The organism is Mongoliitalea lutea (assembly GCF_014652135.1).
In the GTDB taxonomy this organism is placed as follows: domain Bacteria; phylum Bacteroidota; class Bacteroidia; order Cytophagales; family Cyclobacteriaceae; genus Mongoliitalea; species Mongoliitalea lutea.
The window spans coordinates 119,055-141,946 of sequence record NZ_BMYF01000006.1 but is presented as its reverse complement, the minus strand read 5'-3'; the positions used below and the strand labels follow the sequence as shown (position 1 = coordinate 141,946).

General features: G+C 40.3%; 21 protein-coding genes. 12 read left to right on the top strand and 9 right to left on the bottom strand.

Features of this window, described 5'->3' with window-relative positions; all coding sequences use genetic code 11:
- Positions 1–109: 109 nt before the first annotated feature.
- A complete protein-coding gene (gene ettA, locus IE080_RS06525; protein WP_189579670.1) occupies positions 110–1,789 on the top strand; it encodes an energy-dependent translational throttle protein EttA in 1,680 nt (559 codons plus the stop codon).
- 574 nt (positions 1,790–2,363) lie between these two features.
- On the opposite strand, the gene IE080_RS06520 is transcribed toward ettA, so the two are convergent.
- From IE080_RS06520 to IE080_RS06505, 4 genes are all read right to left on the bottom strand, one after another.
- Complete coding sequence (locus IE080_RS06520; protein ID WP_189579668.1) at positions 2,364–2,795, bottom strand: hypothetical protein; 432 nt, start codon at positions 2,793–2,795, stop codon at positions 2,364–2,366.
- A gap of 85 nt (positions 2,796–2,880) precedes the next feature.
- Entirely contained in the window at positions 2,881–3,615 is a 735-nt protein-coding gene (locus IE080_RS06515) for a hypothetical protein (RefSeq protein WP_189579666.1), read from the bottom strand.
- Between the two features lie 38 nt (positions 3,616–3,653).
- Positions 3,654–3,854 carry a helix-turn-helix transcriptional regulator gene (locus IE080_RS06510; protein ID WP_262893052.1) on the bottom strand — a complete coding sequence of 67 codons (201 nt, stop codon included), beginning with the start codon at positions 3,852–3,854 and terminating at the stop codon, positions 3,654–3,656.
- A complete protein-coding gene (locus tag IE080_RS06505; protein WP_189579664.1) occupies positions 3,844–4,224 on the bottom strand; it encodes a hypothetical protein in 381 nt (126 codons plus the stop codon). The genes IE080_RS06510 and IE080_RS06505 overlap by 11 nt, the downstream gene beginning before the upstream one ends.
- A 198-nt stretch (positions 4,225–4,422) precedes the next feature.
- Here IE080_RS06505 and IE080_RS06500 point away from each other — a divergent pair, with 198 nt between their 5' ends.
- On the top strand, positions 4,423–4,623 hold the full coding sequence (locus tag IE080_RS06500) for a hypothetical protein (RefSeq protein ID WP_189579662.1): 201 nt from the start codon (positions 4,423–4,425) through the stop codon (positions 4,621–4,623).
- A gap of 60 nt (positions 4,624–4,683) precedes the next feature.
- The gene (locus IE080_RS06495) at positions 4,684–5,985 is read left to right on the top strand and encodes a pyridoxal phosphate-dependent aminotransferase (protein WP_189579660.1); all 1,302 of its coding nucleotides are present in this window, start codon (positions 4,684–4,686) and stop codon (positions 5,983–5,985) included.
- Between the two features lie 13 nt (positions 5,986–5,998).
- Here the strand turns inward: IE080_RS06495 and IE080_RS06490 are convergent, their stop codons facing one another.
- Complete coding sequence (locus IE080_RS06490) at positions 5,999–7,477, bottom strand: CotH kinase family protein (RefSeq protein WP_189579658.1); 1,479 nt, start codon at positions 7,475–7,477, stop codon at positions 5,999–6,001.
- Positions 7,478–7,659: 182 nt separating this feature from the next.
- Between IE080_RS06490 and IE080_RS06485 the strand changes: the two genes are divergently transcribed.
- Positions 7,660–8,307 carry a peroxiredoxin gene (locus tag IE080_RS06485; protein ID WP_229800528.1) on the top strand — a complete coding sequence of 216 codons (648 nt, stop codon included), beginning with the start codon at positions 7,660–7,662 and terminating at the stop codon, positions 8,305–8,307.
- Between the two features lie 52 nt (positions 8,308–8,359).
- Here the strand turns inward: IE080_RS06485 and IE080_RS06480 are convergent, their stop codons facing one another.
- Positions 8,360–9,010, bottom strand: a complete 651-nt coding sequence (locus IE080_RS06480; RefSeq protein ID WP_189579656.1) for a Crp/Fnr family transcriptional regulator — start codon at positions 9,008–9,010, stop codon at positions 8,360–8,362.
- Positions 9,011–9,102: 92 nt separating this feature from the next.
- On the opposite strand from IE080_RS06480, the gene IE080_RS06475 reads away from it, so the two are divergent.
- The 6 genes from IE080_RS06475 to IE080_RS06450 all read left to right on the top strand — a co-directional run bounded on the left by IE080_RS06475 (position 9,103) and on the right by IE080_RS06450 (position 16,285).
- Positions 9,103–10,275 carry an MFS transporter gene (locus tag IE080_RS06475; protein WP_189579655.1) on the top strand — a complete coding sequence of 391 codons (1,173 nt, stop codon included), beginning with the start codon at positions 9,103–9,105 and terminating at the stop codon, positions 10,273–10,275.
- Between the two features lie 51 nt (positions 10,276–10,326).
- Positions 10,327–11,253 carry a DMT family transporter gene (locus IE080_RS06470; protein WP_189579654.1) on the top strand — a complete coding sequence of 309 codons (927 nt, stop codon included), beginning with the start codon at positions 10,327–10,329 and terminating at the stop codon, positions 11,251–11,253.
- On the top strand, positions 11,250–12,548 hold the full coding sequence (locus tag IE080_RS06465) for an aminotransferase class I/II-fold pyridoxal phosphate-dependent enzyme (protein ID WP_189579653.1): 1,299 nt from the start codon (positions 11,250–11,252) through the stop codon (positions 12,546–12,548). Before IE080_RS06470 ends, IE080_RS06465 begins: the two co-directional genes overlap by 4 nt.
- Before the next feature lie 165 nt (positions 12,549–12,713).
- Entirely contained in the window at positions 12,714–14,063 is a 1,350-nt protein-coding gene (locus tag IE080_RS06460; RefSeq protein ID WP_189579652.1) for a M48 family metalloprotease, read from the top strand.
- A gap of 101 nt (positions 14,064–14,164) precedes the next feature.
- Complete coding sequence (locus IE080_RS06455; protein ID WP_189579651.1) at positions 14,165–14,653, top strand: DoxX family membrane protein; 489 nt, start codon at positions 14,165–14,167, stop codon at positions 14,651–14,653.
- Between the two features lie 12 nt (positions 14,654–14,665).
- Positions 14,666–16,285 (top strand): Gfo/Idh/MocA family protein, encoded by a 1,620-nt coding sequence (locus tag IE080_RS06450; RefSeq protein WP_189579650.1) that lies wholly within the window; start codon positions 14,666–14,668, stop codon positions 16,283–16,285.
- A 133-nt stretch (positions 16,286–16,418) separates the two neighbouring features.
- On the opposite strand, the gene IE080_RS06445 is transcribed toward IE080_RS06450, so the two are convergent.
- Both IE080_RS06445 and IE080_RS06440 read right to left on the bottom strand, forming a co-directional pair.
- A complete protein-coding gene (locus IE080_RS06445; protein WP_229800527.1) occupies positions 16,419–16,961 on the bottom strand; it encodes a hypothetical protein in 543 nt (180 codons plus the stop codon).
- Positions 16,936–17,409, bottom strand: a complete 474-nt coding sequence (locus IE080_RS06440; protein ID WP_189579648.1) for an N-acetyltransferase — start codon at positions 17,407–17,409, stop codon at positions 16,936–16,938. Before IE080_RS06440 ends, IE080_RS06445 begins: the two co-directional genes overlap by 26 nt.
- A 329-nt stretch (positions 17,410–17,738) precedes the next feature.
- Between IE080_RS06440 and IE080_RS06435 the strand changes: the two genes are divergently transcribed.
- Together IE080_RS06435 and IE080_RS06430 are read left to right on the top strand one after the other, a co-directional pair.
- Positions 17,739–19,223, top strand: coding sequence for an MFS transporter (locus IE080_RS06435; protein ID WP_189579646.1), 1,485 nt, complete (start codon positions 17,739–17,741; stop codon positions 19,221–19,223).
- A 42-nt stretch (positions 19,224–19,265) separates the two neighbouring features.
- Positions 19,266–21,215: an amylosucrase gene (locus tag IE080_RS06430; protein WP_189579644.1), complete on the top strand. Its 1,950-nt coding sequence runs from the start codon at positions 19,266–19,268 to the stop codon at positions 21,213–21,215.
- Positions 21,216–21,320: 105 nt separating this feature from the next.
- Here the strand turns inward: IE080_RS06430 and IE080_RS06425 are convergent, their stop codons facing one another.
- Positions 21,321–22,817: a trypsin-like peptidase domain-containing protein gene (locus tag IE080_RS06425; RefSeq protein WP_189579642.1), complete on the bottom strand. Its 1,497-nt coding sequence runs from the start codon at positions 22,815–22,817 to the stop codon at positions 21,321–21,323.
- Positions 22,818–22,892 lie beyond the last annotated feature (75 nt).

The window sequence follows — 22,892 nt, the reverse complement described above, 5'->3', positions numbered from 1 at the left end:
TGCGTGGTAGCGTTTACTAATTTTTTGCAAATTAATTAATTCAAAAGCATTTATCCTAAGAAAGCTATTTTTTTGGCATCTTTGCAATTAGCAAATCAACAAGCAAACAATGAGCAGTGAAAAAATAATCTTTTCAATGGCGGGAGTATCTAAAATCTACCCTCCTCAGAAAAAAGTTCTAAAAGATATTTATTTATCCTTTTTTTATGGCGCAAAAATTGGCGTACTAGGTCTCAACGGTTCAGGTAAATCCTCTTTATTGAAAGTTATCGCTGGACTCGATAAAGATTTTATAGGAGAAGTGGTATGGTCTCCTGGGTATACGGTAGGCATGTTGGAGCAAGAACCCAAGCTTGACCCAAGCAAAACGGTTAAAGAAATTGTAGAAGAGGCAGTTGCAGGAACCGTAGCTTTGCTAAAAGAGTTTGAAGAAATCAATGAAAAATTCATGGATCCAGCCTTAATGGAGGACCCGGACGCCATGGATAAATTAATCACCAAGCAAGGAGAAGTTCAGGAAAAATTGGATGCTGCCAATGCTTGGGAATTGGACACTATGCTGGAAAGAGCTATGGATGCCCTTCGTCTTCCGCCTAGTGATGCACTTGTCGGTAATCTCTCCGGTGGTGAAAAAAGACGCGTTGCCTTGTGCAGATTACTATTACAAGAACCAGATGTCCTATTACTCGATGAGCCTACCAACCACTTGGATGCTGAGTCGGTACATTGGTTGGAGCAACATTTACAACAATACAAAGGAACAGTCATTGCCGTTACTCACGACCGTTACTTCTTGGACAATGTGGCCGGCTGGATTTTGGAACTGGATAGAGGAGAAGGCATTCCTTGGAAAGGAAATTATTCTTCTTGGCTGGATCAAAAGCAGCAGCGTTTGAAACAAGAAGAAAAAACCGAATCCAAGAGACAGAAGACCTTAGAGCGTGAACTGGAATGGATTCGTATGGCTCCAAAAGCCCGTCAAGCCAAAGGTAAGGCACGTTTGTCTGCTTATGACAAATTAGTGTCTGAAGAGTCCAAAGAGAAAGAGGCAAAGCTTGAACTATACATTCCACCAGGACCACGATTGGGAGCCAAGGTGATCGAAGTCAATGGAGTATCCAAAGCTTATGGAGACAAGTTACTTTTTGAAGACCTTAGCTTCAACTTGCCTCAAGGGGGCATTGTGGGAATTATTGGACCAAATGGAGCCGGTAAATCCACCCTATTCAAATTGATCACTGGTCAAGAGCAACCGGATGCAGGACACTTTGAAGTAGGAGACACCGTCAAACTTGCTTACGTAGATCAAGAACACGATAATCTTGACCCAAACAAAACTGTTTATCAGGCCATCAGCGAAGGCAATGAACTGATGAAACTAGGCAACAAAGAAATCAATGCACGTGCTTATGTCAGCAGGTTTAACTTTGCCGGATCTGATCAAGAGAAAAAAATCGGTGTACTATCCGGCGGTGAGCGCAACAGAGTGCACCTTGCGATGACGTTAAAGGAAGGCGGAAACTTACTACTTCTCGATGAACCAACCAACGACTTGGACGTGAATACACTGCGGGCCTTGGAAGAAGCTTTGGAAAACTTTGGTGGCTGCGCGGTGATAATCTCTCACGACAGGTGGTTCTTAGATAGAATCTGTACACATATCTTGGCCTTTGAAGGCGATTCTCAGGTGTATTGGTTTGAAGGAAACTTCTCAGATTACGAGGAAAACAAGAAAAAGCGCTTGGGCGATCTGACTCCGAAGAGGATTAAGTATAAGAAGTTGAGGTAGGTAGAGTATAGGATGTACCAAGTACCAATGCCTGTCCCGATCCTCGGGATACGAAGTACCATGTAGAGACTTCAGTAGTAGAAAAGAGAGTTATTCTTAAAAAAGCACCTCAGTTAATACTTTGGGGTGCTTTTTTATTTATTCCTTTTACTCCACAATTCAGGATTTCTACTCGAATGAAAAACAGCAATGATAACGATTTTAATGCTTTACAACCATATACCTTTAATACCATTCATATTTTAGTTTGGATATTATAAATACAGAAAACTAAACACCCTAGAGGATTTCACTAGGGTGTTTGTTTTTTGACTACCAGAATAATATATTTAAAGAAAAATTAGTCGATGAGCTGGGGATTGAAATTTCGAATTGTATTACTAATTGTAGCTACTTTGTTGGCAATTCTTGCAATTATAAAATCAGGCTGGTTAAGTGCAGTAGCCATGGTTTTGGTGATGACTTCCTTATTGATTCAAATTTATCAAGAAAGGAAAAGCACATGACTTCTCTTGGGTATTGATTAAGATGGATTTAGATTCTATAAGTAGTGGCACTAGGTTAAATCGCTATATCAAAAGACCTCCTCAAGAGGCTGAACACCAAATTGGTTAATTACAAGTTTTTCATTTTTAGGCAAAGTAAAACTGAGATCTGTCCAATGCGTTCCATGAAAGCTTGTAAGATTTATTTGATTGTTCTTTCGTGTAATCTTAAAGGAAAAAATAGCATTTGAAACATCTTCCCATACTTGATCGCCTTTTACTTGTGTTACTCCAAATGAATCTACTACCGGAACTCTTCCGGACCGAAGACTAAAACCCAACTCCACCCAAGCGGTACCTGAGTTGCCCTTCATAAGAATCCCAGATTCTGAGTTTTCAATCACTAGTTCAAACCCCTGTACTTCTTTGGGAATTAACTCCTGAGCAGTAGCGAAAGGAATTGCCCCAAAACTAACGCAGGCAATAAATGTTAATGAAAGTAAATAAACGAGTTTTTTCATAGGTACAAATTGTTTTGATTAATTTATTAACGTTGGTATTCTTTATTGATTCAATCATTACAATGCATAAAGGTGTTGAATTTATTTATGGCTTCCTTTTAATTACATATACATCTCTTATCTCCTCTAAATTCTCTATCACTAGTCCTTGTGCTTCCAAATCTTCAAGTACACGGTCTATTTTTCTTATGTCCGAAAATGTAAGGTACAAAGGTAGATTGCTCTGATCAGAAGGTACAGAAAAATAGGTAGCAGGAAATAAGTCCTCAAACTCTTTCTTCAGTTCATTCAAGCTGTAACCGAGAAGCTCCATTTTGTTGTTTTTCACTTCCCTGTAGGTCAAAACTCCCGGACCCATTTCTTTTTTTGCTTGGACAGCTTTATCCCAATCTTGAACGCTTAGATTTTTTGTTTGCACCAGTCGCTCAGTTTTCTCAACGGAAAAACCCAAGGTATCCAAAATAAATGCAGCAATTTCAGGCTGTACAAGTTTCAATGGTTTGGAAGTATTGATTTCCATTTTGTATTGTCGCTTGTCTGTATCAGCAAGTTCCACTTTACTCACATCTAGCAATACTCCAATGACTTCTCGTAAGTCACCTGATTTTTGTAACATATTTGGACCTATCGCATACCCTTTATGTATAATCCCGGTAATAAATTTTTCGCGATAGACACGCACTTGGTAATCCTCATTGATTTCCTCCAATACCAACTCCTGCCTTGGACCTTCCAACTTGAGCAATTCAAATTTCCAAACAAAAGACATTATCCCGAAAGAGATAATGGCTATAAATCCGATCATTTTTAACTTTTTCATATCTTATGTATTCTAATTTTTGTTCAATTATCTGTTTCTTAATCACCCTCTTCCAGCTCAAAAATCAGCTCCACAGGTTGTCCAAAAATCTTTGCGATTTTGAGCGCAAGCACCGTAGATGGTACATATTTTCCCGCTTCAATAGAATTTATCGTCTGACGGCTAACTTGGATCAATTCCGCTAGTTCCTGTTGGGTCATGTTCTTTTTCGCCCGCTCTACCTTGATGCTATTCTTCATGATCCAATCGATAAATTTTGTAGTGAAATACTAGCAGATAAATCCCAACAAACAGTATACCCGCCAAAACTGCCGGAATCGGCAAATTGACCAAGCCCTCCCCTTTCCAATCATCTAATAATGAAAAACCCAAAATGAAAAGTACTTGGACAAATACGGCAGTTTGTAACGAACGGAGACGGATGCTCTGAATCATCTCATCCTCCACTTGTTGCCTGGATGACGCTACTACAAACAATCCCAACAAAGCCAGAGATAAAAAGAGTAAGAAATAGTAAAAACCAAAAACCAAATGACCAAGAACACCCGCGCCAAACAAGATCCAGCCTAGCCACTTGCAATAATGAGGAAATAAGAAATTTGGAATCATATGTCAATTATTTTTTACCAAATGTAAATTATACTTTACATTAAGTCAAAATATTTTGACAAAAAAATTATAGAATGGACCTAATGGTACCCTAGTTCAGCCAATTAAAAACTCAGACAATGGATAATTTGTATCAGAATCAACATTACTCAACTAAAAAAATGTTTTACATTTGGATGAATTAAATCCCATACTGTTATGGCCAAAAAATATGTACCGATTGCATACACGGTGATTTTCATCCTGCTTGGTCTTACCTTGGCAGCAAAATTTATTGGGGGGATTACTGTCCCGCCTTCGTTCAGTGCTATTTTATTAATTACTGCATCTGTCTTGCTTTTCTGGAACGCCCTATTGAAGAGAAAAAAGCAACATTCAAAAAATCGAACGACTAATTAAAAATTTTTCATTATTTCTACCTGATTTTTGTTTCTTTGTCAACGAAATACAGGCCAGCATATGAGAAATTTACTTTTACGTCCGGGAGCGGAGGAGCTTTCTTACGAAATCCGAGGTATTGTTAAAAAAGCTCGGGAGATTGAAGCATTAGGATACCCCATTACCTGGGAAAATATCGGCGACCCCATTCAAAAAAACAATCCCATCCCATCATGGATGAAGCAGATTGTATCTGAGTTAGTACAGGATGACAAGACTTATGGGTATGCTGATTCTAAGGGAGTTTTGGAAACGAGACGATTTTTAGCTGGGTTAAACAATGAAAAAAAAGGAGCACAAATCGCCGCAGATGATATTCTTTTTTTCAATGGCTTGGGGGACGCTATTGCTAAACTATATCAATTCCTTATTCCTACAGCCCGTATCATTGGTCCTTCACCTGCCTATAGCACCCATAGTTCTGCTGAGGCTGCACACGCCAACACAGCGCCTATTACCTACAAATTGGATCCGTCCAATCAATGGCTGCCAGATATGGAGGACCTTTACAATAAGGTAAAATACAATCCCTCTGTGGTAGGTATCTTGATAATCAATCCAGACAATCCAACCGGGATGGTCTATCCTGAGGAAGTATTGCGAGGATTTGTAGCTATAGCAAGGGAATTCAATCTATTGCTGATAGCCGATGAAATCTACCAAAACATCACTTACAACGGAGTCAAAGCCATTTCTTTGGCAGAAGTTATTGGTAATCGCCCAGCGATTTCATTGAAAGGAATTTCCAAAGAATTCCCTTGGCCTGGTTCACGCTGCGGTTGGATGGAATTTTACAACCGCAATTCTTCCAAAGAATTTGCTAAACTCTGCCAAACCTTGGAAAATGCCAAAATGATTGAGGTGTGCGCAACTATACTTCCCCAGCTGTCTATACCCAAAATCATGCAGCATTCAGAATATCCCGCATACAGAGCAGCAGAAAACGAAAAAATTGGACAAAGAAGCCGCATCATGGCTGAGATTATGGGGAAAATTCCTGGCATCAAGTTCAACCCAACCAAAGGTGCATTTTACAACACTATCGTATTTGAAGAAGGTGCCTTAAAACCTAATCAGTCATTAACCATTGAAAACACGGCACTGCAAGAAAAGCTAGACTCTTGGCTGGAACCCGATATGCCATTAGATAAACGTTTTGTGTACTACCTATTAGCAGCCAAACAAATCTGTGTAGTTCCTATTTCGTCTTTCTGTTCAGACCTCCGAGGATTCCGCGTAACCCTACTCGAAGAAGATGAATCCACCTTCCGCCAAACCTTTGAAAAACTAGGGAATGCTGTAAATGAATATTTAAAAAGTTAACTATAACTTCTCTCTAAAACCCCATAATTTCCCCGTCCATCCAAGCGGCTCGTTGGGTTAGGAAATTTTTCAAATTCCGTACTGCATCGGGATAATTTACACCTATCCCTTGATCCCATTTGGCATAGTTTCGCTGTACAGCTCCATTCTTTTCCAAGTAATCTGCATTCTTATCTACCAATCGGGTCAATGCAATGTCTGATAGCGGGCCATTTCTGTAATTTGTCCAACGCTGTTTGATCAATTTCCGAAACTCCGGGTCTTCCATCAAGCGGGGCCACCAAAAATGAATCATCCACGGATCATTGGAAACAAAATTATTGTAACGCATCACCCATCCATTCATAGGAATTCGATCACCTTGATCAAAACCTATGTTCATATCCCACACGGGACCCATTTCCAACTTTCCATTCCTATCCTTCTGCAAAAAGGTACTGAGACGATAAGCATCTACATTGCGGCATAATTCATTGATGATAAAATAATCAGCGAAACTTTCTAAACCCACAAAAGCTACATAACTACGTTCTCCCTTGGAAAAGTCATCCTGAAGGAGCGCAGTCTCAAAATCATGCATATACCGGAATATATACTCTTTTTGAGCAGGGGTAATATTTCTATCTTTTGGATACTCATACAAAAAATAGGTTTCCAAATACATGTTGGCATGATAGGGCGGCCCATACGGTTCGAAATCTATCAAATTTCCAAAAATGTCATATTGACTCCGAAATCCATTTTCGGGAGTATACCTCGCATCATCATCCCAATTAGAGTAAAAATACGATAGCGGCTTTCCAATACCAGCATCTCCTACCGATGTTTTATCAATTGTTAAAATATAGCCTCCAGATAAATTGGTAGAATTCGCATTCAGAGATTTGACATCAATACGATGCGTATCCCTTTTGAGCTTTTCCATAAAAGAATACACTCCAAGATATTCTCCATTGACTTCTAGTTCTACAAATCTAGTCCTACTAGCATATTTTCCAATACTTCTAGAAAGTTCATACCCTACATCATTATACATCAACGTTTGGTCCCACATGTATTTTTCTTGAAGATTGACCACATGCCCAACAAGCCGCCAATCTTCTTCCTCAGGCAAACCAAAAAAAGAAACATTCACACTATTGCCAGTTCCATCAATGGTCTCAATGTTGAAGCCTTTTTTCTGGGATAATCTAAAGCTCGTCTTTCCCCTAAACTCAATCCCGATCCGTTGTTCTTGCTTGAGCTTTTTCCCTTCATAGATTTTCAAAGTAGCTGGAATCCTTGGCTCGAAAGGAATATCAGCCCCATTGGTATTGATGACCAAATAAGGAATCTCGCTATCTCCTACATCAATGGCAAAAACTTGTCCATCATCCCCTATTGGCAACACATCTGGCTGAATTTTTTCTTGGCATGCCAGCAAAGAAAAAAGCATCCCCAAAAAAATGAATCTAAAAGACACTATTAAGCGAGGGTATTGAAATAATTTCATGATCATTTGGGTTAATTGTCCACAAGTTAAAACTAAGCAGCATTCAAGCCGATAGAAAACCTAATTTAATTAATAGTTTTTTTCTATCGTTTTTTACAGTCAATAGTGACACAAGTCTCGTTCATAGTTATCCTAACAAGCGTAATTTGTAGTATCAAAATTTAACACTAACAAAAATTTATATGAACGATCAAACAACACCTAGTATGCCAAGAATCGGGGATCATGCACCGGATTTCAAAGCAATGACGACCACAGGTCCCATGCAGTTTTCAGAATATATCAACAATAGCTGGACAATTTTATTTTCGCATCCTGCGGATTTTACGCCAGTATGTACTACCGAGATGTCCGGGTTTGCATTGGAACAAAAATTCTTTGATGAGCACAAAACCAAATTAGTAGGTTTGAGTATAGATTCCATCCACTCACACATCGCATGGGTGAACAATGTTAAGAAAAACACAGGTGTGTTATTTGAATTCCCTATCATTGCAGATATCGATATGAGTGTGTCCAAGTTGTATGGAATGTTACAACCGGGAGAAAGTGAAACTGCTGCTGTAAGAGCTGTATTCTTCATCGACCCAATTGGAAAAATCCGATTGATCATGTATTACCCATTGAATGTGGGTAGAAATATGGAAGAAATCAAACGCGTATTACTAGCACTTCAAACAGCTGATCAGAATAAATGCGCAATGCCATTGAATTGGACACCGGGAGAAAAAGTAATCGTCCCTCCACCAAAAACAGTTTCAGAAATGTTGGATAGAGAAGCTTCGGATTATGAAATGGTTGATTTCTATCTGGCAAAAAGATCACTATAAGGATATACTACCACTAAACAACCAAAAAGAGAGGGCTTTGACAGCCCTCTCTTTAGTTTTTTAACAACTCAATCTGAGTCCTGCTCACCTTCACTACACCTTGTTGTTCCAGTTTTTTCAATAATCTCCCCACCACCTCTCTGCTTGAATTTAATTCCAGGGCAATTTGAGTTTGTGTTTCACGGATTACTCTTGAATTACTCGCCTCAGCAGTTTTATGTAAGTATTCCAATAATCGCTCATCCATTTGCCGGAAGGCAATGGCATCTACTACTTTCAGCAGTTCTTCAAAGCGATCCTGATAACTATCCATGACAAAGAAGTACCAGGATTGGTATTTGGGCATCCATTCGTCGAGCTTGCTTATAGGCAGGACCACTACCGTGGTATCCTCCACAGGAATAGCCTTTATTTTGGAATATCCTTCCCGCGCAGAGCAAATCATGGTTATGGCACAGGCTTCCCCAGGCTCCAAGTAATATAAAAATATCTCATTGTCCTGCTCATCTTCCCGAAACACTTTCACGATACCATTGACAATCAAGGGTATTTGCTCCACTTTTTGTCCAATATCCATAATCAGTTCATCCGCTGGAAATAGTACCAACTCCCCGTCTTGGGCAATCTCTTTTTTCAATTGATCCTCAAAATGAACAAAATGCTTACCTAAATAAGTAGCAATATCTCCCTTGGCCCCCATCATAATTTTTGGAATTGCTTAAAATTCAAATTTGAAAGTTAATTTTAGGAAATAATCTTCACAATGCATTCCTTTTTTCCAAAAAAGACCATCGTATGAAGTCTCGAAAAAACCTGCTTATATTCATTTCCTTTATAGCGTTTATCAGTTTGGGATTACCTGATGGACTATTAGGAATCGCTTGGCCATTTATCAGTGAGGCTATCGATATCCGTCTTGAAAAACTTGGACTTATTTTAATGGCCTTTGTGGCAGGATACTTGAGTGCGAGCTTGAGTAATTCTAAAATCAGCAACATCATTTCTTTAGGCTGGCTACTAGCAGGGAGCTGCATGCTGACAGGAGTAAGTTTATGGGCTTTTACTTGGGCAGGTGGATTACCTTTTCTATTGATTGCTGCCTACTTCTTGGGTGCTGGCGGTGGAGCAATTGATACCTCTCTTAATATCTTCGCCTCCGCTAATTTCTCTCCCAGTGTGGTTAACTGGCTTCATGCTTTTTATGGTATTGGGGCAACCTCAGGCCCTTTGATTTTAACCTATTTATTTACCCAAGGAGACTCGTGGACAATGGGTTACTTTATTGTTGGGGGGATTCAAATTGGATTAGGAATTGTATTCCTTTCCACCATAAAACTTTGGAAAAATCAAGCCACCGAATCCCCAGACCCCAAAGCTGGAAGCTTTCGAGAGAGTATCCAACAGCCTATGGCCTTTCTCAGCATATTGGTATTTTTTCTGTATACAGGATTTGAAATTGGCGTTGGACAATGGCTTTACACCATCCTAACCCAGTCCCGAGGAATTGCTGAAGATACAGGAGGATTATGGGTAAGCACCTATTGGGGAAGCTTGACTCTAGGAAGGATATTTTTTGGATTTGTATTGCGGAAATCCAGTACCTCCAAAGTTCTCAGCCTTGGAACTATTGGTATTGTGTTGGGAAGCATGATGCTCTATTGGGATGTGAATGCCAATTTGAGCTATGCTTCAGTTGCCCTCATCGGTCTTAGTTGTGCACCCATTTTCCCTTCTATGATTGCTTTAGCATCCACACTGTTTGAACCAAAATTCGCTCCTACCTTGATCAGTTTCCAAATTTCAGCAGCTATGGTTGGAGGTGCTTTGTTACCGGCAAGCTCGGGCTTTTTGGCAGAGTATTTTGGATTGGAAATCATCTCCTTTTCATTTGCCATTCAAGCTGTTTTATTAGCACTTGCCTATGCAGTAATTTATCGCTTCAAAAAAAGAAATGCTCTCACAGATTAAGCCATATGAATTAAGGGAATGAATCCTTAGATTCGCTGAAATTTGAATCACATGGTCCGAGTAAGCAGCTCTAAAGCTGTATCAGGTTATATCATGGCCCTTACAGCGGCAGTATTGTGGGGCATCTCCGGTACAGTTGCCCAATTTTTATTTGAAGTAAAATCCATTGCTCCCGACTGGCTGGTTACTTGGCGAATGCTTATCGCAGGTGTCATTTTATTGAGCTATGGATTTAACAAGGCTGGAACTGATATTAAGCATATTTGGAAAAAACCCAAAGACGGGATTGAGCTTTTCCTCTTTGGCGCTATTGGTATGGTAACCGTGCAGTACACCTACTTCTATAGCATCTCTCTTTCCAATGCAGCCACTGCTACCATCCTCCAATATGTCGGACCTGTATTTGTGGTGGCTTTTTATGCTATCAAATACAGAAGATGGCCCACTTGGCGAGAGTATGCTGCGCTTGTTTTGGCTAGTATAGGTATCTTTTTACTGGTCACCCATGGGACCATTGAGAGTTTGGTTATTTCCAAAGCTGCAATCATCTGGGGTATTTTATCGGCCTTGGCTTTAGCATTTTATACCATCCAACCCGTACAACTCTTACGGAGATTTTCCTCTAATACGGTCACAGCCTGGGGCATGCTTATTGGAGGTGTGACCTTTGCACTGTATACACAGCCTTGGTATTGGAGTGGAATCTGGGACATAGAAACCTATGGAGCAGTCGGCTTTATCATAGTTTTCGGAACAGTCATTCCTTTTTCCATATTCTTACATTCATTGAATCTGATTGGTGCCCAAACCGCTTCTTTATTGTGCAGCGTAGAGCCTTTATCTGCTGCCATTACAGCCGTGTTTTGGTTAGGAATCCTATTTACTGGCATGGATTGGTTGGGAACTATCTTGATCTTGGCAACCGTTGCTATCTTGACCCTCAACAAAAAACCAGTTACAACCAGCAATCAACCATGAAACAAGCAAACAATCTAAGTAAACGAGGAATAAAAGCAGCAGCAAATGCCATGCGGGTAGATCTAGACTTATATTACCAAGTGCTGGAAAACCCCTATCATCCTGAGAAGAATCCAACAGGTGCTATCCCAATGAACATGGCTGAAAACCACTTAGGATGGGAATTATTACATGAGAAAATCCAACACATATGCCGACAGCAAACGTTGACGGATTGGACTTCGAGTTATGGAGACCCAGCTGGGGTACTTTCATTCCGTGAGGCTGTATGTGGCTATTTTGAGCGCTTTTTGAAGGTCAAACCATTAGATCCAGCAAATTTAGCATGCTCAGCAGGGGCTACGGCAGTCATTGAAATGAGCAGTTTTTTGTTAGCAAACCCAGGAGATACAGCAGTCATACCAGCCCCCAGCTATCCGGTTTACACGGCTGACTTACAAGTTTTTTCGGGAGTGGAACGATACGATCTACAAGTTGAAATGGGCAAAGCGATTTCTCTAGTCAAACTTGATGAAGCCAAAAGTTCCATCAAAGCCTCGGGAAGTGAATGTAAACTATTGATTTTAACCCAGCCTGATAATCCTACGGGAAAAATCTATACACTACAAGAATTAAATCAGCTGGCGGATTGGTGCATTTCGAATGAAGTGCATATGATAGTGAATGAGATATACGGCATGTCTTTGATAGACACCCAACATCCTACTATCACAAAAGATTATCCAACGGATGACTGTTTTCATTCATTCCTTCAAGTAATTGAGGAGAGAAAAAGTCCCTTCCTGCATTTTTGGTATTCCTTTTCCAAGGATTTAGGAATTTCCGGTTTTAGGGTTGGTGCCATGTACTCACACAACCAAGAATTGATCAAGGGTTACCGAAATGTTGGTTTGTCGCATGCGATCTCCAATTATACCCAATGGCTGATGCAGGAAGTATTAACAGACACTGCATTTATGGATCGGTTTATTACCCATTCTCAGGCTGCTCTGACTGAAAATTATGCAGCTATAATCCATACCCTCAAATCTTTAAAGATTCCTTACACCCCTTCTTACGGAAGCTTATTTGTATGGGCCAATCTGAGTGAATTCCTTCAAGAACATTCCGCAGCAGGAGAAGAAAAATTATGGTTGGATATTTTCCATGAAACAGGCATTCTTTTAACACCAACCAACGGTTTTGGGCATTCTGAAAAAGGCTGGTATCGAATGGTAATTTCCAGTCAGCCATTGGAGGGAATACAAGAAGCGATGAGGAGGTTATCAAGCTTCGTAAGTTATAGACGAGCTTAAGAATAAGTAAAGCGTTTTTTCTAAACCAAATTAAATTTTATGACTTTTATGAGGATGGTGTTTTATTATTGCAACTAACAAAGAATTTTTTTAATAAAAATTCCAAAACTTAACAACTAGCATCTTTAGTTCTGCGTAAGTCAACTTAACCAAACAATAGAAGCTATGCTTAAGTATTCTCTCTCTTTTATCCTGGCATTGCTTACAGGGCTGATTAGTGCTCAGGATATGATCCAATTAAAGGGTGTCTTACTCAGGTCAGCAGGTGAACATGCTGCAGGGGATACCATTACTGTAGTATCCCAACGAATGAAATTTGATGGCGTAACCAAACAGTATGGGTATATCAGTTATGGTAATCGTAAATTTATTGATGAGGATCGCATAGAAATTTTAAACCCTGATATGGACTTCTGGGAAGAAGTTTGGTTTACCAACCGTGCTGATGAAATCACCAAAGTGGGTTGGGAAAAAGAAAAGCGGCAAGAATTGTACGAAGATGCCATGGATTACTATTCTACTGCTTTAAAGAATAACTTAATTTTTGAAGATGAATTGCTAAGCGATTATTTATATCAATTGACATTGGCCATTCACCCGTTCGAAATGCTCAAAGAGCGTCAACGGAACTTCAGTATTTTGGTTTTGAAATCCCCTGAAGAAAGCAGTTTTGCTTTTGACAATGGAATGATTGTGTTGACAACAGGCTTATTGGCTACTTTACAAACTGAGGAGCAACTTATCCAATTACTTGCTGAGAATATTGCCCATGTGGTGTTGGAACACAATCTGATTAATTTTAACAGAGCCTTGAAAGCAGAACGAAATGCGCGAATCTGGGGTACCATCACGGCCGTTGCCGCTGCTACAGCCATGGCTGTAGACGAAGTAAATACTGGAAGATGGCATGATTATGGATTGGCGGCAGATTTAGGTGCTTCTGTATATTTTTTATCGAGAAATACCCGAAGTAATATAGGGGCTGAATATAACAATGCACAACGGATAATAGCCAAACAAACGGCTCAAAAATTTTTACACACGTATCCAGAAGTTGTCAATTATGACGAAGTGGCTTTTATAACCCAACTTGCACCTGCCATCAGTGTTGCTGCTTGGACTCAGTTTCACTTCAAACATTATGGTACAGCTTACCATATGATTCAACGATTGGAAGATCATGGACTGACTACAGACATGGATTATTTTTTGATGAGCCGAATCATCAGAAAACAATACAACGATTTGGAGTCCAATGAACTAGCCTTAGCATATATTGAAAAAGGACGAGCGAAATCCTGGGAAGAATTCCCCGAACTCTACAAAGAAGAAGGACTGATTTATCAACGCTTGGGAGAATTTGACAAAGCAATTGAGGCATTTAGCAAGTATCGGCAGCACCTCAGCAGCCTAAGGGATAAAGGTCATTTTGTCGATTCAGAGTTAAGAAGCATTGACCAATTCATTCAACGTACCAGTAATTTATCCAAAAGAGTGACTGAAATACAAGATTAAGTAAACCAACGCTACCACAATCATATAAAAACCTGATTTTCATCAGGTTTTTTGTTTTTAAAAGTCAGTAATATCGTACTTTCAATCTATTTACTCAGACTATGAACGATAAACTCAATTTCAACCAAATTCAGCTAGTCAGTTTGGTCCTGCTCAGGATATTGATTGGCTGGCATTTTCTTTATGAAGGGGTCATCAAATTGTACAACCCTTCCTGGACAGCCAAAGGCTACCTGCTCAGTGCAACCTATATGGAAGGATTCTTTGGCTGGTTGGCCTCAGACTCCATGATAGCCGTAACCGACACCCTAAATATCGCTGCCTTGATCTTTGTAGGTGTAAGTCTCTTATTAGGATTTAAAAGTAGCTGGGGCAGTCTCATCGGAATAGGATTACTGCTTTTTTATTACTTGGCCCACCCTCCATTTCCTGGCTATCCACTAGGACCTAGTGAGGGCAGTTATTGGATCATCAATAAAAACCTGATCGAAGCAGCTGCACTATTTGTCATATTCCTGTTTCCCACTTCTTCATTTGTTGGCATAGATCGGCTATTTGTCAAAAAAGAAATCACCCCATCCACCACCTAACGAGCAAAGACCATGGCAGAGGATAAAAAATTATTCAAAGGATTTTCCAGAAGGGATTTATTGAAAAGCCTTGGGGGCATTCCCATTTTAGGAGCAGTTTGGTTTGCAGGCGTCAATCATGATAAAAAAAGCAAGCTAGAGCGAGATTTTCTACTAGAAAAACTCAACATCAAAGCCACCCCTCCACCCGAAAGTGGCCCCATGAGCGGTGAACCTTTAAGGATTGGGGTGATTGGCTTTGGTATCAGAGGAGAGCAGTTGATGCGCTCCCTAGGCCTTGCAACGAATGAGTGGTTGGAAGAGATGGCAGAAAATGAGCGCAAGAATCCAAATGATATGCGATTGGCAGATTTCAAAGCACAGGAAAGCCTTAACGTAAAGCTTAGCGGTATTTGTGACATCTTTGATGTAAGGGCTGAAAATGCCCTCAGATCATTCAATACCAATGACAACACCTGTAAGCGCTACGATACTTACCTGGATATGATCCATAGTGGGGAAATTGATGCAGTTATCATCGCTACTCCTGACCATTGGCATGCCCCTATGGCCCAAGCAGCCATAGAAGCTGGAATTCATGTGTATTTAGAAAAACCTATGACACATACCATAGCGGAAACATACACCTTGCGGGAAGCTTGCAGAAAAAATCCGAAAGCTGTTTTTGCGGTAGGTCATCAGCACCGTCAAACCCAAAGTTTCCTCACTGCTATGGATGCTCTGGAAAAAAACACCCTTGGACATGTTTCCCTGATCATGACTACTACCAACCGTAACGATGATAATGGAGCCTGGCAATACGATATACATCCAGAAGCATCTCCTGAAACAATTGACTGGAATGCTTTCTTGGGAACAGCTCCTCAGGTACCTTTTAACGTCGAGCATTTTTTCAGATGGAGAAAGTGGTGGGCTTATGGTTCCGGTTTGTCAGGCGACTTATTGACCCATGATTACGACCGAATCAATTGCATTTTGAAAATGGGCATTCCCAAATATGTGACAGCATCAGGAGGAATTTACACGCACAGAGATGGCAGAAATGTTCCCGACGTCATGCATGTCAACATGGAGTTTCCGGAGTTTAGTACGGGGGGAACACAGCGAGAATCGAAAGAAAACGGCATGACCCTCGTCTACAGTGCTACTTTAGGAAATCAATTCGAAAGAGGAACCGTATTGATGGGCCATGATGCCAGTATGAAACTAGGCAATACGCTGAGCATCTACGCAGACCCTAGATCAACCAAGTACCGTGACTTGATAGAGGAAGGAAGAATCGACCCCAACGTACCCATATTCCAATATGACCCTAGTGCAGTCAGTGGAGTGGATGCCGTCACCTCCGCTACAGCCAAATACTTTGCGGACAAAGGCTTATTATGGACGTACCGGGATGGAAAAAGAGTGGACTCTACCTTTTTACATATACGCGAATGGCTGAGCTGTATCCGAAATGGAGGAGAGCCAAGTTGTGGTATTCAGGAAGGATTTGAAGAAGCCATAGCGGCCCACATGGCAGGGCTTTCCTATAAAATTGGCAGAAAAATAGCATGGGATGAAGCAAGTGAATCCATCATCGCACTGCCAGGAGAGGATTTAGATGCGATTCTCTTAAATAACGAAGTTTAAATGATAAAACTACTCCCATCGCATTTTGAAGAGTCTCTTGATGTGATGGGAGTTGGTTGAATTAACTCATCTGGAAGAACGATTGCAAGAAGATGAGGGCACTTACATTACAGCTGAGGAGTCGGTTAAGTCGTTACAAAATAAATTCAGGCATTTTAACTTCATTTTCTAATTCAGACTTCCAGCTATCTTCTGCCTCCATTGTTTCCCTTAACTTTTCATTCAAAAAAATCTGATACCAAATTTCGTGATTAAACTTAGTGACACTTTGGTAAACCTTCTCAGAATGAATCATCAACCTTAAAATAAATTCTTTACTAGGCTCCCGGTGACCATTGATTGTTTGACTTAAAATAACTGGAGACACACCGAGATCCCTAGCAAAATCATTTCTTCGCGAATACATAGAGTCTACATAATGGGCTAGAAATTGACTAAAGCTTTGACTCTGATTTTTATGATCATTGCTAAGACATTCCTCCATTTTAATTTTTAACTGAATCAGCTTCGCACGTATAATCTCCTCTTTAGAAAGGTTTTTCATGCGTTTAAGCCGTGCTTCCATTAAAATAATAGCATCGCCATCCCTTTCTTCCTTGGAAGAATACCTTGAATCTATCCCAAATTCAAAATCCATTTTATTTTGACTCCTATTTTTCATCATGATCATACTCATTAATTAAATTAATTAACTCAGGCACCTCTAAACTCAACGTTGAACCAGTGACTTGCATCTTATATTTTTTCCTGTAATGATCAATTATCGCAGTCTTTGGCTTAAGTGAAATGCAGGCCATTTCCCCAAAATCAGCTACCGCAATTTTGCCCACATGGGCAAGAAGATTCCCAATAACATAGTCATACTGTTTCTGTTTTCCGACATTTTTTTTAGAAGCTGAGAGTAACCTGATATGATACCTCCATTCAAAGGGAATTTTCTCAAATGAAATAAGTCCCAATATTTCTAATTGCCCTACTATAATCAACTTATAAATTTCGTAACCCCGCTCCTCTTTCCAATTAAAGAAATACATTGACTTATTTAAAGATTTAAAATCATTAGCTTCTACAGGCAATACTAATGCCTTCAACCTTTTTCCAGTAGATACCTCCACAACTACCATAGGTTAAATTTACTAAACTTTACGATTTTTGTAAAGTTAATTTAGATGTTTTATAAAAAAAGTAAACAACTATTTATCTACCGTAGTACGAAGTCAATGGTTCCTTTGAAAAAAAGATTTAAATTTTTTAAAAAATCCCCCACTTCTCCGCAAACGTTTTAGACTTCCCGAAAACCTAATTTTTCACTAAAAAACAGGCTTTAAAGCCACTTTTCTAGGGGTTTTCAAAAGCCTAAGTATATCAAACTCCAAATATTTTTTTATAATTTGGTAGGGTTGAGTGGCTTGCCAACAATGCGCTACCACATATTAAACCCATACAACCCAAGATGAACCAAAAAGCTCGTTTATCCTTTAGTCAAATTATCAACATGAATGTCGGGTTTTTCGGCATTCAATACAGCTTTGGCTTGCAGCAAAGTGCTGTCAACCCCATCTATGATATGTTGGGGGCGCAACCACATGAAATTCCTATTCTGAATTTAGCAGGCCCCATGACAGGTCTCTTGATTCAACCCATCATTGGAGCCTTGAGTGACAAAACATGGTCTTCAAGGTTTGGCCGAAGGAAGCCTTACTTTTTTATCGGTGCTGTTTTTTGTAGTATTTGCCTATTTCTTTATCCGTTCAGTAGCAGTCTTTGGATGGCTGCTGGATTACTCTGGGTATTGGATGCTGCTAACAATACTGCTATGGAGCCTTACCGGGCTTTAATTGCAGACACCATGCCCGAAGATCAATTTGCCAAAGGATTTCTAACCCAAAGTTTTTTCACCGGGCTGGGAATTACTTTGGCCAATGTTTCTCTCTTTGTTTTTCAAAAATACATCCCTGGTACAGCTGGTTCTTTGCCTGTATGGGTGTATGCTTCCTTCTTTTTGGGGACCATCTGTTCCATCACATCGGTTATGTGGAGTATCTCAAAAACCACTGAAATTCCACCCACAGAAGAAGAATTGAAAGAATTACGAAAACATCAAGAAGGCAAACCAAACCTGGTGATTCAGTTTTTCTTGTCTATCATCACATCCTTATTGATTTACATTTATTTCGCGCTTTTATTGATACCCTCTATTTTTTCACGCGGGCTGATCAAAAGACAAATTGATGCGATCGAAAATAACCCAAGACTCTCTGTGCTTTTTGGGCAAAACTTGGAAATTGTCAATTCTATAGTTGTCATGCCTAAAGTGATGTGGCAGCTTGCCTTGGTGTATTTATTTCAGTGGTATGCGCTATTTGTTTACTGGCAGAATGCAGCAAAAAGTATTGCACAATCTGTCTGGAAAACATCTCCTACCGCTGACATGAAGCTTTTTGAAGAGGCCGTAGGCTGGACAGGTCTCGTAAATGGCTGGTACAATATTGTCACCTTCCTTACAGCATTTGGACTCGTGGGGGTTGCCAAGAAATATGGGCCTCGAAAAGTGCACTTCGTTTGTTTGATCATGGCTGGAGTTGGCTTATTGATTTTCCCCTTTATTGAAAATAAATATTTACTATTTGCCCCAATGACAGGATTTGGAATAGCGTGGGCAAGTATGATGGGAATTCCTTACTTATTGGTAGTGAATGAAATTCCAAAAGAACGCTACGGCGTGTACATGGGCATCATCAACATGATGATTGTAATCCCCATGATTCTACAAACATTGACCTTTGGATTTATTTCCAAACACTTCTTGGGCAATGATCCGGGAACTGCCATCCTATTTGCCGGTCTACTATTGCTTGGAGCGGCTGCGGCAGTGCTCCGCATCAAAGAAACGCACGACGTAGATACTACCAAGGCCCCTATGGGAGGGGGACATTAAAAAAAATTAAACACTATTCATTCTTTCTACCAACCATCAATTATGCCATCGACGATCATCCAAAATGATTTCATTCTCCGAATCATTGCTAAATATGCGCTAAACATCCATCCAAAAGACACTCCCATCATCCAACGATTGGAAACTCATTTGGAAGTGATTGGCAAACTATTTTATGAGCTCTACAGCACCCACCCTCAAAAGGATGAGCAATTTGAATTACTGATAGTCCAAGTCATTCAGCAGGGTCAAAATCGTGCTAATGATCTACAAGCGAGAGATAAAGAGAAAGCAACAAAAGACCATTGGTTTTTGAGTAATGAAATTGTAGGAATGAGCTTGTATGTGGACAGATTTGCAGGTAAGCTGCAAGATATGCCATCCAAACTCCCCTATTTAGAGGATTTGGGCGTAAATTTCCTACACCTGATGCCGCTATTTGAAAGTCCAGAAGGAGAAAGTGATGGAGGTTATGCTGTCTCCAATTTCCGAAAAGTAGATGCAAAATTCGGAAACTTACAGGATTTGGAAAAGTTGCGTAAACTCATGCATGAAAAAGGCATGTACCTGATGTTGGACATCGTACTGAATCACACTTCCCACAAACACGAATGGGCGGAAAAAGCGAAAGCGGGTGATCCCTACTATCAGAGCTTCTTCTACATGTACGATAATCGATGGATACCCAATCAGTACGAACAAAGCATGCCAGAAATCTTCCCTGAGGGAGCTCCGGGCAACTTCACATGGGTTCCCGAATGCAACCGATGGGTGATGACAGTATTTCACAATTACCAATGGGATTTGAATTACATGAATCCTATCGTATTGAAAGAAATGGTGGACAATGTTCTTTTTTATGCCAATTTGGGTGTAGATGTACTACGTGTAGATGCTCCTGCTTTTATCTGGAAACAAACGGGCACCACCAGTCAAAACCTTCCTCAAGTACATAGTCTTTTGCAACTCATCAAACATTGTGTATTGGTAGCTGCACCTGGCATGGCGCTCTTGGGTGAGGCGATCGTCGCTCCTCAGGAAATCATCAAGTATTTTGGCACAGGTGAATATACTGCCAAAGAATGTGATTTTGCCTATAACGCAACGCATATGGCCTTGCAATGGGATACTTTAGCAACCGGGGACACTGAATTATTGATGAGCGCACAGCATTTGATGCTTCAAAAACCTTATGGAACTTCTTGGATCACCTACACCCGATGCCATGATGATATTGGGTTGGGTTATACAGATGAAATGATCCGGAGCATCGGTAAGAATCCTTATCATCACCGAAAATTCATCACGGACTTTTATTCGGGGAATTACCCCAACAGTCCTTCCAAAGGAGCATTATTCTCCTTCAATCCGAAAACAGGGGATGCCCGTATCAGCGGAACATTGGCTTCCTTATGTGGTTTGGAAGTAGCACTTGAAACAAACAACACCTCTAAAATTGAAGAATCCATTCAGAAGATTTTGTTGATGCAGGCGCACTCCCTAGTTTTGGGTGGATTGCCTATGTTATTTTACGGGGATGAGATTGGCTATACCAACGATTACAGCTTCTATGATGATCCTGCCAAAAGTTACGATAACCGCTGGATGCACAGGCCTTTGATAGATTGGGAAAAAGCTGCCAATATTCAACTTGAAGGCACTGTTGAACAAAAGATTTACCTAGGCACACAAAAGCTGATTGCTATCCGTAAACAGCTCCCACAACTAGCTGACCTCAAAAATTTAGTTTGGTCCAGTCCTCAAAGCAACCATGTGACTGTCTTTTTGCGGGAACATGAAGGAAAACGCTTCTTTGGTGCTTTTAACTTCAGCGCGTATGCTACTCAAATCAGCTGGTATGCTTTCCGTGAATATACCGAAAAGCCAGAAAGATTACTGGATCTCTGGAACGGAGTCACACTTGAGGTAGGAATGGATCATGAATTCCTTCACTTTGAACCATATCAATTCATGCTATTGGAAGTACATTAAACCCAACATACGCAATAGATCTTCAATTACGAAACCTTCTATATGATTCGGATAAAAAAAAGGCCGCTCTTCAACTGAGCGGCCTTTTTATTTCTTTGCAATCAATTATTTGATTTTAACTTCAAAGTAATACTCCTGACCAGAAGGATATACTCCAAGGATTACTACTTCTTCTCCTTTGTTGTCAGCAAGTACATTATTCAAATCTTCGGCACCAGAAATTCTATATCTTCCATCTGAACCAATTACAGAAGTAATGATAAAGCCAACTTTAGCACCTGATTTTCTCCATTCCTCATTATTGATACTGATAATGCTAGCTCCACCAGAAATACTCAAGCGGTTTTTCAAGTCGTCCTTGACATCTTCAAATATGATCCCTTCAAACGTTGCACGCTTCGGCAGTTCCTTTCTGATAATCTTTGTATCACCTGAAATATTTTTCAATGTTGCTTTTACCTTTGTTTCTTTTCCATTCCTTAAGTAAGCAACTTCTACTTTGTCTCCAGGTCTCTTTCTTGCAACCATTTCTTGCAGTCGGGCTACTGATTCTGTTTCCACACCGTCAATACCAACGATAATATCACCTTCCTTCAAACCAGCCTCTGCACCTCCGCTACCATCATTGACACCAGAAACATACACACCTCGAGAGACTCCTAAAGTCTTATTCAATTGCTCTTCCAGCTCAGGGTTGACATTTCTGATGGTAACTCCCAAAATACCTCTTTGAACAGTACCGTATTCCAGTAAATCATCCATTACTTTTTTCACAATAGACGTAGGCACGGCAAATGCATAGCCATTGAAGGTACCTGTACGAGAGGCAATCGCTGTATTGATACCGATTAATTCTCCTTTAAGATTCACCAAGGCACCACCAGAGTTTCCAGGATTTACCACAGCATCTGTCTGCAAGAAAGATTCAATCTGAAGGTTATTTTCTAAATCTCTTAAAATCCCAATATTTCTCGCTTTCGCAGAAATGATCCCAGCAGTAACGGTAGATGTCAAGTCAAATGGGTTACCCACGGCCAATACCCACTCACCAACCTTCACCTGATCTGAGTCTCCAAACTTCACGTATGGCAAGCCTTTGGCCTCCACTTTTAATAATGCTAAATCAGTGGTAGGATCCGTACCTATGACACGTGCAGTGTAGCGCGTATTGTCAGATAATGAGATATCTACTTTTGTAGCGTTTTCTATGACATGGTTATTTGTCACTATATACCCATCCTCAGAGATGATCACACCCGATCCTGAACTCTGTCCCTGCCTAGGGGCGCCTCTTCTATCTGGCTGTCTAAAACCAAAAAGCTCCTCTAGGGGATCCATACCTCTTTGCTGTTGAGCTACGGTAACTGAACTTTTGACATGGACAACTGCGGGTGTTACTTGCTCTGCAGAGGCTACAAAATTGATCCCTTCTGGCACAATAAACTTATCATCCGAAAGCCAATTGACCAAACTGGTGTTTTGCTTATCCGTAAAATTGGTTGCCGAATTTTGCTTGGACAGGTAGCTTGCCCCTGCCAAGGCTATGATGCCTCCGATCATAGAGGCGACAATGATACCTAGGAAAAACTGACCTTTATTCATATCCTGTAAATTTAAGTTCTTAATTTTGTACGTAAATCACTAAGCTACCGCAATCAAAAACCAAGCAAATTTAAT